The 14454-nt window shown below is 34.9% G+C and carries 10 protein-coding genes; 7 read left to right on the plus strand and 3 right to left on the minus strand.

Translation table 11 applies throughout. The features are described from left to right. Window position 1 precedes the first annotated feature (1 nt). From BALOs_RS08330 to BALOs_RS08340, 3 genes are all read right to left on the minus strand, one after another. The gene (locus tag BALOs_RS08330; protein WP_120404884.1) at window positions 2-2815 is read right to left on the minus strand and encodes a S8 family serine peptidase; all 2814 of its coding nucleotides are present in this window, start codon (window positions 2813-2815) and stop codon (window positions 2-4) included. After that, entirely contained in the window at window positions 2815-5946 is a 3132-nt protein-coding gene (locus BALOs_RS08335; RefSeq protein WP_120404885.1) for a hypothetical protein, read from the minus strand. Before BALOs_RS08335 ends, BALOs_RS08330 begins: the two co-directional genes overlap by 1 nt. Before the next feature lie 152 nt (window positions 5947-6098). Then, the gene (locus tag BALOs_RS08340) at window positions 6099-6947 is read right to left on the minus strand and encodes a hypothetical protein (RefSeq protein WP_115362924.1); all 849 of its coding nucleotides are present in this window, start codon (window positions 6945-6947) and stop codon (window positions 6099-6101) included. Window positions 6948-7294: 347 nt separating this feature from the next. Here BALOs_RS08340 and BALOs_RS08345 point away from each other — a divergent pair, with 347 nt between their 5' ends. Genes BALOs_RS08345 through BALOs_RS08375 form a run of 7 tightly spaced genes read left to right on the plus strand, consistent with a single transcriptional unit; the run spans window position 7295 to window position 14454 of the window. Beyond that, window positions 7295-7951, plus strand: a complete 657-nt coding sequence (locus BALOs_RS08345; protein WP_120404886.1) for a GbsR/MarR family transcriptional regulator — start codon at window positions 7295-7297, stop codon at window positions 7949-7951. Beyond that, window positions 7948-9192, plus strand: a complete 1245-nt coding sequence (locus BALOs_RS08350; protein ID WP_115362928.1) for a beta-ketoacyl synthase — start codon at window positions 7948-7950, stop codon at window positions 9190-9192. The genes BALOs_RS08345 and BALOs_RS08350 overlap by 4 nt, the downstream gene beginning before the upstream one ends. A gap of 31 nt (window positions 9193-9223) precedes the next feature. Then, window positions 9224-9469 (plus strand): acyl carrier protein, encoded by a 246-nt coding sequence (locus BALOs_RS08355; protein WP_115362930.1) that lies wholly within the window; start codon window positions 9224-9226, stop codon window positions 9467-9469. A 47-nt stretch (window positions 9470-9516) separates the two neighbouring features. Beyond that, window positions 9517-10905 (plus strand): NAD(P)/FAD-dependent oxidoreductase, encoded by a 1389-nt coding sequence (locus BALOs_RS08360; protein ID WP_120405646.1) that lies wholly within the window; start codon window positions 9517-9519, stop codon window positions 10903-10905. A gap of 12 nt (window positions 10906-10917) precedes the next feature. Continuing rightward, window positions 10918-11946, plus strand: coding sequence for a 3-oxoacyl-ACP synthase III (locus tag BALOs_RS08365; protein WP_120404887.1), 1029 nt, complete (start codon window positions 10918-10920; stop codon window positions 11944-11946). Further along, the gene (locus tag BALOs_RS08370) at window positions 11946-12839 is read left to right on the plus strand and encodes an alpha/beta fold hydrolase (RefSeq protein ID WP_162929622.1); all 894 of its coding nucleotides are present in this window, start codon (window positions 11946-11948) and stop codon (window positions 12837-12839) included. Before BALOs_RS08365 ends, BALOs_RS08370 begins: the two co-directional genes overlap by 1 nt. Continuing rightward, on the plus strand, window positions 12823-14454 hold the full coding sequence (locus tag BALOs_RS08375; RefSeq protein ID WP_120404889.1) for a fatty acid CoA ligase family protein: 1632 nt from the start codon (window positions 12823-12825) through the stop codon (window positions 14452-14454). Before BALOs_RS08370 ends, BALOs_RS08375 begins: the two co-directional genes overlap by 17 nt.

Here is a 14454-nt window from a genome sequence, read left to right on the forward strand (position 1 = left end):
CTTATTTAACATTATGAATGTAGACAGAACTTAGCTTTCCAGGTCCCATACAATGTAGCCTGATCTGCATATTTTTATCAATTTGAGCATGACCAATTAGTGCACATTGCGCAGGTATTGAGTAGTGATACTTGAGTTTCGATGATAATACGTTACCATCTTTTGTTATAACGCTTATGTTGTTTCCAAAAAGTCTTTGCATATCAGTATAGATTCCACCTTTAGAAGAATTAATCTGTGACATTTGAAAGATTTGAGAAAAGTTAGCACCAGGGAAACTAGACTCTCTATTAATAGAACGCTTAGAGTGATTCACGATCTTATTATCTACAATGTTTAATAAGTGAATATTATATCTTCCTTCAACGTATATTGAATACTCGCCTTGACCTTCATCAAAAGCTGCAAGAATTGAAGAAAGTGGATCTTCCCACTCACTCTCAAACCTTAAGGTCTTAGATGAATCGGAGAATTTAAATGCAAGTTTGTTACGTTCTTGCTGTCTTGTGATGAGATAGTTCTGAGTGAACTCACCATCAACAGTAGATCTAATCGTTGTAATATTAGACTTATGAATCTGTAACGAGCGCTTCTTTTTAACGATATTAAAATTAGATGTATCATCAAAATTAATCACATAGTAATTATTAAAACTGACCTCTCCTACTGCAAAAATTAACTTCACACTCCCCTTCATTAGAGATTTATTATCTTGTTCAAGGAGTGATACAAATTGTAGATTTTCATAAAAACCAAGATCTAGCTGTTCTCTTAACTTAGAGTCAAAATCATAAGACTCTAATGTTCTAATTTGTAACTTAACTTCTTCGTCAACAACCTCAGGTAGAAGATAGTATGGGCGTTTCTTTTTAACGTTATTTAAATAATCGATTGGATCTTGATTATTATCAATTTGAGGCAAGTCAAAAACTCTTGAAACAAGCGGTACTAAGACATCACCAAGAGATTTAGATGTGGTTTTAATAAAATTAAAATAAGGCCTTCCTCGATTAAAATTCAATCCACCAAATTGTGTAGCATTTAGTTTCCATGTTGATTTTTCACCAAATAGTGGTTTTCCAGCTACATCATATGAAGCGAGGATATATTCTCTCTTATCTTTAGAAGTTCCATACACAAGAATATCTTTTGTACCATCTAGATTCATATCAGCTTTTAAAACACTAATGACATTGATATCTGTTGCAAATTTAATTTGCATTGGTGAATATTCTTTTTTTGCTTCATTTAGATAGAAAATACTTCTTAATGAACGATTATTTAATACATAATAATCCTGTGTTGCTTTATTAGCAGTGAAATCGATTACTTTTAACAGAGCTGAACTTTTAATATTAGGTGCAATTCTTAACAGAGCGCCTGCTGCAATCTTAGTGATCACCTTGGCCTCATCTAACTTAATTGGCTTAACAAGCTGTAGACTTGCCTTTTTAGAAACAAGAACCTCATCAGATGAAGTGATTAATTTTATATTAAAATTTTGCCAAGACTCAATATCAAAAGATTTAATTTTTGACTTAAGCTTTATCACATTGCGTCCATTTACTATTTCTTTGTCAAAACAAGTATCTTTAGTAAGTATGTCACTATCAGATGTTAGACATACTTTATGAGCTGAAATTGATTCATTTGGATTATAAACTTCAAATTCAAATACAATATCTCCACGAGGAGATACTTCTAATGTATCCATCTTCTTAGTAAGAAGAACAGGATAAAGATTCTTAACTAAAAGAGATTTCTTATAATCAACACTAGGAAGCCAAAAGTCTTTAGAATAATTTGTGCTTGATTGATTCAAGACAGATAAGAATTCATAGCTATTTTTAACAATTCCTTTTAACTTTAAGGCAGCTGCAAGTGCTGTCACATGAGCAATAGCGTAAGAAGTTCCACTTTTAAGATCATATTGACCAATACGAAGAACTTTTGATTCCATATTTGTTGGAATCGTACTTATTAGCTTTTCTCCAGGAGCATAGATATCAACAACCTGACCATAGTTAGAGGATGCAACTTTTTCACCTTGAATATCAATCCCACCAACACAAATAACTCCATCATAATTACAAGGAAAGATATTCTTTTTCTTATTATTATTTCCGGCAGCAGCAACAACAATCACATCTTTTTCAAGGGCGTAATCAATTGCACTAATCAGCTGTGGAGTTTCGATTACTTTTGGAATACCAAGAGAGAGATTAATTACATCAGCACCATTATTTACAGCAAAAGCTATAGCACGAGCTATATAACTTGAAACGACCTTACCTTTATAAGTAAAACCCTGAAAGTTTGTGATGGCCTTAATAGGCATAATTTTGATATTTTTAGGCAATAGGCCATCAATACCTACACCATCTTTCTTAGCGGATAAAAGACCTGCGACAAATGTACCGTGTCCTTCATTATCTGAAACGTCAGCATTACCATCTAGCACATTATAACCACGACATGGTAATTCTTTCTTTTCTTCTTCACTCTTACCAATACATTCAGGATAGAGCCAAATATTATCTTTTAATTCAGGATGATCGATATCGACACCAGTATCAATAATAGCAACTAAAGACTTTTTATCATCAATACTTTCTAAGTCCTCGTCAGAAAAGTAATTAATATCGACACCATCAACGCCTTTGATTTCTTTAAATTCTAATTCTGATACTTTTCTTGAATATGATTGTGAATTATTATCTATAGACCATTGTCTAGAAACTAAATCGATACTATTAGCATTCACAACTAAATATACAGCAGAAAGCAATAATGTTTTTAACAAGTGAGTTCTCATTAATTAAGATCCTCCCTATACCACAGGCCTTTAACTTCTGCTTTAATTAGATTAAGAACAGATATTAACTTACCAATAGGCCCACCAAAGCTTCTCGTATTGATCTTTCCATATGAATTACCTTCAATAGGAGCTAGCATTAATTCATGATCAACGCGATATCCTGAAAGCTTAGATTCAACGTATAAGTTTCTTTCACCAAAGAAGTCTAAAAGAGTACGTGCATCAATGTAGCGAGCAAAATAATGACCGACATGAGAGAGGCACTTTAAACCTTTTTGAGCTTTATCTTTTCGTAAATACTTCCTACACCAATATAATTTATTAGATATTACATCAAGATCACCACAACGAAGACGTTGAGAGCGTGTTTGCCCTGAAGTATTGCGGTCGTGACGACGATGTCTCTGGTGACAATTTCTAATAATCATCTTACTTGATAACTCATCTAATTCTCTATCTGAGATATTAAGAATTCTCTTAACTGCTCCATCAAAGAAATGAATCTTTGTCTCAAGTCGTGCAAAGTGCATATCTCCGGCATCAGATGCATCTGATTTTGTATATAGCTTTAAATTAAAGTCCTCGTTTTCCTTTTTAAGTTTCTTTCTAACAACTTTTTCTTTAATTACAGCTCTTTCATATGTTTTACGATAACTCATATAGAGCTCTTTCATATTGCTGATTTCAACTTTTCCTTCGTCATCAATAAGCTTTGACTCTAAAGTTGTCTCATGTGTAGTAGCTGCTCCAAAGAGATTCTTACCTGGATTCTTATAATAATGTTTGGCTTCAGACAAAAATGGAAGATCATCGACATCAAAGCTTGAGCCAATTTCACTAATATATCTCTTTAAAAGGTAGCCACCCATGTTGCGAAGAAACTTACTATAATTGACACCATCAAGTTCACCATGACTAGCAGAAACTAATTTTATATCAAGGCGATTCTTTATTTTAACCAGTATTTCACTAAATGTATTAAGAGATTTCTTAACAAGAAACAAAAAGTTAAAGTTAAAGAGACTGTCGTTTGAATTATTATAAACTTGAATATCTTCTTCTCCCATCGCATCGTTTGTACGATCTCTTAATAAAGAGATAAACTTAGCAACGTTCTTAGAAAAATCTAATTCATCCTGGTCTGGATCAAGATTGATTTGATATAATTTCATATCAAGTTTTGAATCAATCTTCTTTCCTTCAAACATAACAATTGGAATAAGATATGATAATCCACCTCGAACCCTAAGCTCATTTACACGTGCATCATCATAATAAATATGAAAATTATATTTTGATTTTCTAGTAATATGAATACGTGATAACTCTTTATACTTCTTACTCACACTCCCATAACCGTTAGCAACATCAAACAGAGGAGCATTTATAGAAAGTGTAATATCAGGAACTACAGAAGTTGATATAATAATCGACTCTCCAACCCCGAAGTTTTCTGAAATTGAGCGGTATATATCAAATAGCTTTTCTTTTTTATCCTCCTCATCATTTGAAGCAGATAAATACTGAGTAAGATTCTTTTGTAAAACTTTAAGTGTTTTACCTACAAGCATATTCTTATAAGGTGTTTTAATTGCTTGCTTAAGATCTTCGACAGGCCTTACATGAGTATAGCTTGTATGAATACCAATATTAGGAAATAACGATCCACTGGTTGTTTGAGAGATAAACCTTTCAAGCCCAATAAAGAGTCCTAAATTTGTTGTAAAACCAATCGTATCTGCTAATTGAACAAAGTTATCTGTACCAAAGTTTTGACCTACGACAACATCTCTACCAAATAAAATATTTCCACTTACAACTGGAGACTTCCAGCTTGAAAAAGGAAGTGGTGGAAATTGTCCATGTTCTTCAAAATAATCTAAAGCAAATTCTTTATTTCCTTCAAAGTCTTCTTGCAGCCATTTTATTTTTGCATCCGAAATATTAAATAGCTTTAAATTTTCACTCACTTTACCCATAATTCCAGAAAAAGCTGCTGATTGAGCTTCTCCAAAGAGAAAAGATGGTAGATGATCAAGAGGTCCTTGAGATGCTCCAAAACTGAATTGTCCAGCGTATCCCTCAAACTTATGAGGCTTTAAGTGTCCATCTTTCACTAATTCGTGTTTTATTTCTTTTTTAAAGTCATATTGCTTGGCCTGAAGCTTTAAAACTTCAACCAAATTATTTCGTCTAGCAATTAATTTTTCGATGAGAATCTTTTCAACGATTGCAGGATAGTGAGAGGCCTTTACTAATGCCGTTATATCTTCACGATCAAGCTCGGCCACAAGTCTTGCCATCCAAAGTACATCATCATATGTTGCATCAAAATCTGAAGTTGTTGGATAATCAAAAACGAGATGTTCATTTTTTATTTTTAAGAAATTATATGAGAATTTATTAATTGATTCATTTAAATTAAGGTAAGAATAGATCACAATTAAGCTTCTAAGGGATCTCAAGTCTTTTGAGTCATTTAAAGATGTCAGAGCAACATCATAGAAATCACTTTCTTGTGGCTTACGAACAAAGATATCTTTTAGGACTAGATAATTAGTACCTTCTTCAACTAACCAATTCTTATATGATGCTCCTAATTGAGTTACTAGATCAACGTCTTTAAAGAAGTCTTTTTGTCTTTCATTTTTAAAATTGATACGCACTTCTTCTAAATATTTTGAAGCTGGGATAATATAGCCAAGCCTTCTTAGAAAATGCTTACGAAGAAGTATTGTATGTAGACTTTTTGAAAGGTGTACCTGGAAATTACCTTCATTATTTGAAGCATTAAATCGTAAGATACTTGCAGGAGAGCTGATTGTTCCCTTGAAATCTAATTCATGGCCTTTATAAATTGGTAATTCTTTGTCATCACGCTCATGATCAGCGAAGTTATTGTGTCCGTTCCAAAGACTTGAAAGTACAGGTGAAAGCTTGGATAAATCCACTCCTTCTTGTTGTAATTCGAAGGCTTGTTCAGAGTCGATTGCACCATATTTAGGACTATAGAGATCAGCAGCAGGTAAAGACTCACCTTTAATAGCAACCAAACCAGTGGAAGCAAATGTCTTATAAGACATACTTACTAAGACAATAAATAATATAGCTGCTTTAAATAAATTCATTGCCCTAACTCTATCAACATATGGAACGAAATAAGGAGAAATTGAAACAAATTCAAGTATGTAAATAATGTGAACAGTAATTAGTTCTCTAAAAACAAAGGGGCCAATTTAGGCCCCCTCTACGGTGTGGTATTTCTTGTCTTATCAACAACTTATAATTCAATTGATAGTAGCTCTGGAAGGATAACATCTTCGATATTCTGAGTTGTCGTTCCTAAGTGGCCAGCTACATCATCAATGATTTGTTCACGTGCATTTAAATCATTCTTTGCGGCCATGAATTCCTCAATCGACTTACCTGTAAAGTGCTTGATATTATTTGCAATTGCTTTTTGGTCTTCTTCAAGAAGTTCGCCATTTTTAGCATTTTCTAGCATTCTTGAAACTTCTTTTTCCATCGTTACTAGAGAAAGAGCTTTATCTGAAGGAAGTTTAAATGCTTGAGAATAAAGAGATGCTTTATTAAACATTTCTAACTCTTCATCATTAGCGGCCATAAGACCTGTATCCATTGTTTCTTCTTCATCTTCATAGTAGTAACCAGTATCAAAACCTTCAAATACTGGATCACCAAATACATCGTAACCTACGTGATCAACGATTTCGTAATCATCACCCCAACCGTCACCGATAATTCCATAGTCCCAAGCATCATCACTTTGAACATCACGGAACTCATCAGCTAGACCTTGGTTATTTGAGTAGTAGTCCCAATAAGCAAGAGTTCTAAGGTATGTAATATCAATAGCTACAAATTCATTATATTTAGCATCCCAGTAAACAAAGAAGTCTTCTCTAAGAGAATCATATTCATCTTTTTCAAGTGTATTAAGGTCATAGTAATAAGGATCAACACTATTTAGAGCTGATACAAATCCATTTGCTGTAACATAAGGTGACGTGTAAGTACCGTAAGTCGAAGAAGAACTGCTTCCTCCACCTGAACGTCCACAAGATGCGAATAAAGTTGCTAGCGCTGCAATAACCAATAAGTTTTTCATGTAATTTTCTCCCTACGTTTCAAAAACTCGACACCCCTCGCTGCCGATAGTGTTAAAGTTAAATCTTCTTGATTTAAAATTGAATAGTGAAACTAGTTCAAGATTCATGCCAACTTTTACACCACATAATTGACGTTTTTAGTAGCATACTGGCCCCAAGTTGAAAAATTAACAGGTGCTTAATGTAACTAGATATTATTTTAGGACCAGAATGCACCTTGCAGCACATCATTTAACGCTATGCTCTTCTTAAGCGCGCAAGATCCTTTTAAGATTGACCACTTAGACAATATTACTTATATTTTATATTTGAAATATTAACGTGTTTTTGAGTAAAGAATTTCAAGATGAAAGTAACTGAAAATATGGAAATTGAGATTATCGAGGCAAGTCTTCTAGACTATCTACCTCATTATGAAGCCTTCTTTTCAAAAGTTGGCTTTAAGCGCATTGAAGGTGCTGTTTTTGGCGTACTCGTTTATTCTCCAAGGGCCCTTGCCTCTGATGAGATTGAAAAGATCTTAGGTCTATCGCAACCAGCAGTTTCAAGTGCCTTAAAAACACTTTCAACATATAAGATGGTTCTAACTAAGGATCATCCTGAAATTAAACGAATGAAAATCCATGAGGCCAATGATGATGCCATCAACATCGTTTCCAATATTGTAAAGAAACGTGAACTTGAAATCATCGAAGAATTTGAAAATATCACTTCAGAGTCTTTAAACCTTATAAAAGATGAGAAAAGACAAACACGACTAACAAATATTTTAACGACAACTCGATTTGCAAAATCATTGAGCGAATTCATCATCTCTATAAGCAAAGAATTAGATAATCCTTATATGGCCATTGAGAAGTTCCCAGTTGTGACGAAAGTATTAAAAAACTCTATGACAGATATTAATCAACTTAAATCAGGACTTAAGACTGGTTTAAGAAACTCATTTCTAAATATTGTATCAAAAATTGAAAATGAAAAACATAATGGAGCAGGTAAATGAATCTATCACGCGTTGTGATTACAGGTGTTGGACTAACAGCACCAAATGGAAATAATTTAAGAGAATTCCGCTCAGCACTTCTTGAACAAAAGTCAGGAATCACTTACGAAGAAGTTCGATTTATGGGAGAAATTCCAGTTGGAAAATGTGACTTTGATGTGAAGAAGCACCAAAAAGGAAAGATGAGAAAACGTGGAACACGCGTAGGAAGCATCTCTGTTTATTGTTCTAAAGAAGCACTAGAAGACGCTAATCTCAATATCGATGAAATGGATAAGTCTCGAATTGGAATCTATCTTGGAATTACTGAGCATGGGCCAGTAGAGACCGAAGAAGAATTATTCCAATTCTACAAGAATAACAATGAAGATAATTCACTTTGGACTCATCACCACAATCCAAGAACAGTTGCCAATGCTCCTGCTGGTGAAGTTTCTCTAAATTTAGGAATTACAGGTCCTCACTATACAATAGGTGCTGCATGCGCGGCCGGGAATATGGGACTAATCCAAGCGGTACAAATGTTACAACTTGGAGAAGTTGATCTCGCTCTTGCAGGTGGTGTATCAGAGTCTGCAAATTCATTTGGAAACCACGTTTCATTTAAAGCGCAAGGTGCACTAGCAGACTTCCCAGAAGATCAGACTAGAGCAAGTCGTCCACTTGATAACAATAGAAATGGAATCGTTATCTCTGAAGGTGGATGTGTATATACACTTGAAAGACTAGAAGATGCACTCGCTCGTGGTGCAAAAATTTACGGTGAAATCGTTGGCTATCATACAAATAGTGATGCCTCAGATTTCGTATTACCAAATCCAGAGCGTCAAATGCAATGTGTACATAAAGCAATTGAGAAAGCAGGACTTACAATTAAGGATATCGATATTGTAAACCTTCATGCGACAGGAACAAAAATGGGCGACATCCAAGAAGTTTCAGGAATTAAAGAAGCATTTAAGGATGCTCCAGAAGTTGCTGTTAATTGTACAAAAGGCCTTATTGGTCACGCAATGGGTGCTGCTGGTGCATTAGAGCTAGCAGGAAACCTTCCAAGCTTTGAAGATGGAATGGTTCATCCTTGTCACAAAATTGATGAGATCGATCCTGAATGTGCAATGGATCAACTCGTTTTAGAAAAGCCACTAAAAAAAGATGTGAAGTATATCCTAAACAATTCATTTGGAATGTTAGGTATTAACTCAACGCTAATTATAAAAAAATACGAAGCTAAGGCTTAATTTAAAGTAAAAAGAATTACAGGAGAAGAAAATGACACCAGAACAAGTAAGACAAATCGTTGTAGATATTATTGCAGACATTGCAGTTGATGATGATGTAACAACAATCGATGATGCAACTCCACTAAGAGACCAACTAGATCTAGACTCAATGGACTTTCTAGACATCGTTATGGAGCTTAAGAAACAACACGCTGTAGAAGTACCTCAAGAAGACTACCCAGAGCTTGCTTCAATGAACTCTTGTGTTGCTTATCTAACACCAAAATTTCAATAAATTGATACATGGCCACCAAAGGTGGCCAATTTTTAAAAAGAAACGATATGACACAAAAATATGATGTAATTGTTATTGGCGCTGGGATGAGTGGACTTGCTGCAAGTATTAGGCTTGCGATGTTTGGTAAGAAAGTTGTCTGCCTAGAAAAGCACTCTATCTCGGGAGGACTGAATTCATACTACCGTCGAGGTAAAAGAAATTTTGATGTAGGTCTACACGCTCTAACTAACTTTGCACAAAGAGGAGACAGAGGAAAACCTCTTACAAAACTCTTAAAACAACTACGTATTCCTTGGAAAGAGCTAGAATTAATTGAACAAAAACAATCAAAAATTATCTTTCCCGATACAACTCTTACTTTCAACAATGACTTTGCTACTTTAGTTCAAGACATTGCAGAAAAGTTCCCTACTCATATTGATGAATTCAATTTATTTGTGGAACACATAAAAGACTTCAATGAAGTCGCCCTAACTAATGAAACATTTATGGCAAAAGATGTTGCCAGAAAATATATAAAAAATGAAAAGCTTATCTCAATGATCTTTGCTCCTTTGTTGATTTATGGATCTGCATGGGAAGACGACATGGATTTCTCTCAGTTTGTAATCATGTTTAAAAGTATTTACCTTGAGGGTTTTGCTAGACCAGATGGAGGTGTTCGAAAGATTATCAATCTCCTACTTGATAAGTATAAAGATCTAGGAGGAGAACTTCGTTTTCGCGCAAGTGTCCAATCCATCAATACACAAAATGATAAAGTAACAAGTGTTACACTAGAAAACGGTGAAGTCCTTGAATGTGAAAAAGTAATCTCAAGTATGGGACACCCTGAAACAATGTCAATCACTCAAGGCCAAACATCTCAAAAGATAGAAGTAGGCCCGATGACCTTCTGTGAGACTATCCTGTGTTTAGATGAAAGACCTAAAGACTTTGATATGAATGACACTATTCTCTTTTACAATGAAAGAGAAGATTATCAATATCGAGCTCCAAGCGACTTTATTGATGACAAAAGTGCAGTCATTTGTTTCCCAAATAATTTTGCAGACGATGATAATAATGAAGGCCTAATTAGACTTACTTACATGGCAAATTACGAAAAGTGGAAAGAACTAGTCAATACTGATCGCAAAGCCTATTTAGCTAAGAAAAATGAAATATACGAGCAATCATTAAAAACTCTTAAAACAATATATCCAAATGCGAAGCTTGATGTGAAATTCAAAGATGTTTTCACACCTCATACAATTGAACGCTACACAGGCCATATGCGTGGATGTGTTTACGGCTCAACTCAGAAGCTACGCGATGGTAGAACACCAGTTAATGGACTGTTCTTATGTGGAACAGATCAAGGATTCCTAGGAATCATAGGCTCAATGCTAAGTGGAATTTCAATGGCAAACTTACATGGCCTAATGGAATAAGAAAGGAAAGAAATGAAGTATAATAATGTCGTAATAGAAGACTACGCATATATAGATCCTCCAGAAGTTTTAACAAGTGATAAACTTGAGGAATTACTTGAACCTATATATACAAGATTAAAACTTCCTCATGGAAGACTAGAGCTTATGACGGGAATTAGGTCACGAGGTTTTTGGCCAAATTCAACTAGGCCAAGCTCAATTGCAACTCAGGCAGGAGAAAAACTCCTAGAAAAGCTTTCTAAAAAAGGTATTCAAAAAAGAGAAATCAACCTGCTAATTAATTCCAGTGTATGTCGTGACTTCTTAGAGCCCTCAACGGCTTCGGTTATTCACTCTAATTTAGAAATGCCACAAAGCTGTAGCCTATTTGATATCTCAAATGCTTGTTTAGGTATGATTAGTGCATGGGAAGTTGTAGCAAATATGATTGAAACAGGTGCTATTAAGCGTGCAATTATTCTATCTGGTGAAAATAGCGCTCCCCTTTTAGAAAACACAATTAAAACACTTAATGAAGATCAAACGATTACAAGAAAAAGCGTTAAAAAGTTTTTTGCAAACTTAACAATTGGATCTGCAGGTGTAGCATATTGTCTAGCTCATAAGAGCGAGGCCCCTAATGCACCTCAAATTACTTCAATAATTAACAGAAGTGACTCGACAGCAAATAAGCTATGCCAAGGCGATGGTAACCCAGAGACACTTGTCATGGAAACAGACTCTGAAGAATTACTAAAATACGGAAAGGCACTAGCAAAGAAAACTTTTGAAGATTCTCAATTAAAAGCTAATGAGATTGATATCGTTATCGGCCATCAAGTTGGTAAGGCACATAAAGAAGTCGTTCTAACAGAGCTAGGACTAAATAAACATCAGACATTTGATACATTTGATACTTTAGGAAATACAGGCTCAGCAGCGCTTCCTATTACACTTGCAAAAATGAATGATGAACAGGGAATTGAAAAAGGTAAGAAAGTTGCTCTTGTAGGAATTGGTTCTGGTCTTTCTTGTTCTGTACTAGGAGTAACTTGGTAATGGATATGACAATCGATACTTGGCAACACGAATACCCATTTAGAAATAATTTTCTTGAAATCAATGGCAATAAATATCACTATCTCGATGAAGGTAATCCAGAAGGTGAAGTTGTTATCATGCTTCACGGAAATCCAACGTGGTCATTCTATTACAGAAATATTATAAAAGAATTACAAGAAAATTATCGTTGCATTGTTCCTGATCACTTTGGATGTGGCCTATCAGATAAGCCACAAGACTATGAGTATACATTAGAAAATCACATCAATAACGTCCTAATGCTTATTGATCAACTCCAAATAAAGAAGTTTAAACTTCTAGTTCACGATTGGGGTGGAGCTATTGGAATGGGTGTTGCAACAACAAGACCAGAAAGTGTAACAGGTGTTATTCTACTTAATACAGCTGCATTTAAGTCTCTTAATATCCCAAAAAGAATTGCTCTTTGTAAGCTTCCTCTTATTGGTGAGCCAATGGTTCGCACGTTTAATGCTTTTGCTTGGCCTGCAACATTTATGACTACAACAAAGCCTCTAGCTAAACATATTAAAGAAGGTTATCTTCACCCATATAATAGCTACAAGAATCGAATTGCTACAGCTCGATTTGTAAAAGATATTCCACTAACAAAGTCCCATCCAAGTTATGGAAGATTAGAAGAGATTGAAAATGGACTAAAGAATGTAAAATGTCCAAAAATGTTTCTCTGGGGCGCTAAGGACTTCTGTTTTAATATGAAATTCTTAAAGAGATGGAAAGAGTTTTATCCCCAAGATGACTCAAAGACTAAGTATGTCGTATATGAAAATGCTGGTCACTATGTGATTGAAGACGAAAGAGAAAATTGTCTTAAAGAAATAAAAGGCTTTCTGAATGAATATAGCTCTTAGAATTGAGAACTGGGCACAACAAACTCCAGACAAGACTTGTCTTAAGTTTCCAGTTAAAACAGGCAGTGGATATAAGTATGACCAATTAAGTTTTAAAGCGTTTAATGACTTAAGTTCTCACTATGCGGCCTGTTTAAATGAAGAAGGTATCCAAAAAGGAGACAAGGTCTTACTTTTTGTAAAACCATCATTTGACTTCCCTGCCCTTACTTTTGCTCTCTTTAAACTAGGGGCCATCCCTATTCTAATCGATCCAGGAATGGGCCTTAAGAACCTTTTTAAAGCAATCAAAGATGCAAAACCTGACTATCTAATCGCAGTTAATATTGTGCATATTCTTAGGCTATTTAAAAAAGATAGCTTTAAAACAATTAAGAAGTATTTCACTACAGAAAGTAAGATACTTTCTTCTTTAACAACAATTAGCTCACTCAGAAATAAAGAACATAGGGACTTTAGTACACAGGAAGTTGCCCCTCAAGACTTAGCGGCCATCCTCTTTACTTCCGGTGGAACTGGTAGGCCAAAGGGTGTTGAATACACACATGAAATATTTAACAGACAAACTGATGTGCTACAGGAGTTATTCAATCTAACGGCTGAAGATATTGATGTTCCAGGGTTTCCTTTATTCTCATTTTTTACCATGTCAATGGGAATGACTAGCGTAATCCCAGACATGAACCCGAGTAAACCAGCAAAATGTGATCCCGAAGCACTCATTAAAAATATCAATGATAATAAAGCAACATTTGTTGCTGGCTCACCTGCTATTTGGGATAGAGTTGGACGTCATCTAGAAAAGACTAATCAAACACTCGATACTGTAAAATACATTGTTATGTTTGGTGCTCCTGTTCGCAATGAAGTACATGAAAGACTACTTTCAAGACTGACTCGTGAAGATGCAGACACATATACACCCTATGGAGCAACTGAATGTTTGCCAGTTAGCTGTTTTAACGGAAAAGAAGTTCTTACCAAAACACAATTTGAAACTGCTAAGGGTTCTGGTACTTGTATTGGTCTACCTTGTCCAGGCGTTGAAATTAGAATTATTAAAGATGTAGATGGCGTAATTAAAGATATAAAAGATACAAGGCAGCTTCCTAGCGGAATGATTGGTGAAATTATTGTACGAACTAAAACAGCTACTGCCGCTTATCATGAATTAGAAGACAAAACACGAGAAGCAAAAATCTATGACGGTGATACATTCTGGCATCGCATGGGTGATATTGGAAGAATTGATAACGAAGGTAGACTCTGGTTTTATGGACGCAAGGCCCATCAAGTAAAGGCCCATGCCACTACATATTATCCAATCTCAATAGAAGCAATATTTAATAAACATCCACTAGTTGAGAAATCTGCTTTGATATGGATTCTAAAAAATAATCGCATTAGACCTGCTTTAAGTGTTGAACCAAATTCATTTGTCATGAATAAATCTCGCTTAAAACAAGAGTTAAAGATCATGGCAAATCAACACTCACACACAAAAGATATCGATGAGATTTATATCTGCTCAAAATTTCCAGTTGATATTCGCCACAATATAAAAATTGATCGCAAGGCCTTATCAAAACTAGCACAAGCAGGGAAGCTGAGGTAG

Origin of the sequence: Halobacteriovorax sp. BALOs_7, from assembly GCF_003612895.1 — a bacterium.
Taxonomy (GTDB): domain Bacteria; phylum Bdellovibrionota; class Bacteriovoracia; order Bacteriovoracales; family Bacteriovoracaceae; genus Halobacteriovorax_A; species Halobacteriovorax_A vibrionivorans.

What these genes read in the sequence shown, in the direction of transcription:
- BALOs_RS08330 (WP_120404884.1), bottom strand. Translation starts at nt 2,815, where the DNA reads ATGAGAACTCACTTGTTAAAAACATTATTGCTTTCTGCTGTATATTTA.
- BALOs_RS08335 (WP_120404885.1), bottom strand. Translation starts at nt 5,946, where the DNA reads ATGAATTTATTTAAAGCAGCTATATTATTTATTGTCTTAGTAAGTATG.
- BALOs_RS08340 (WP_115362924.1), bottom strand. Translation starts at nt 6,947, where the DNA reads ATGAAAAACTTATTGGTTATTGCAGCGCTAGCAACTTTATTCGCATCT.
- BALOs_RS08345 (WP_120404886.1), top strand. Translation starts at nt 7,295, where the DNA reads ATGAAAGTAACTGAAAATATGGAAATTGAGATTATCGAGGCAAGTCTT.
- BALOs_RS08350 (WP_115362928.1), top strand. Translation starts at nt 7,948, where the DNA reads ATGAATCTATCACGCGTTGTGATTACAGGTGTTGGACTAACAGCACCA.
- BALOs_RS08355 (WP_115362930.1), top strand. Translation starts at nt 9,224, where the DNA reads ATGACACCAGAACAAGTAAGACAAATCGTTGTAGATATTATTGCAGAC.
- BALOs_RS08360 (WP_120405646.1), top strand. Translation starts at nt 9,517, where the DNA reads ATGACACAAAAATATGATGTAATTGTTATTGGCGCTGGGATGAGTGGA.
- BALOs_RS08365 (WP_120404887.1), top strand. Translation starts at nt 10,918, where the DNA reads ATGAAGTATAATAATGTCGTAATAGAAGACTACGCATATATAGATCCT.
- BALOs_RS08370 (WP_162929622.1), top strand. Translation starts at nt 11,946, where the DNA reads ATGGATATGACAATCGATACTTGGCAACACGAATACCCATTTAGAAAT.
- BALOs_RS08375 (WP_120404889.1), top strand. Translation starts at nt 12,823, where the DNA reads ATGAATATAGCTCTTAGAATTGAGAACTGGGCACAACAAACTCCAGAC.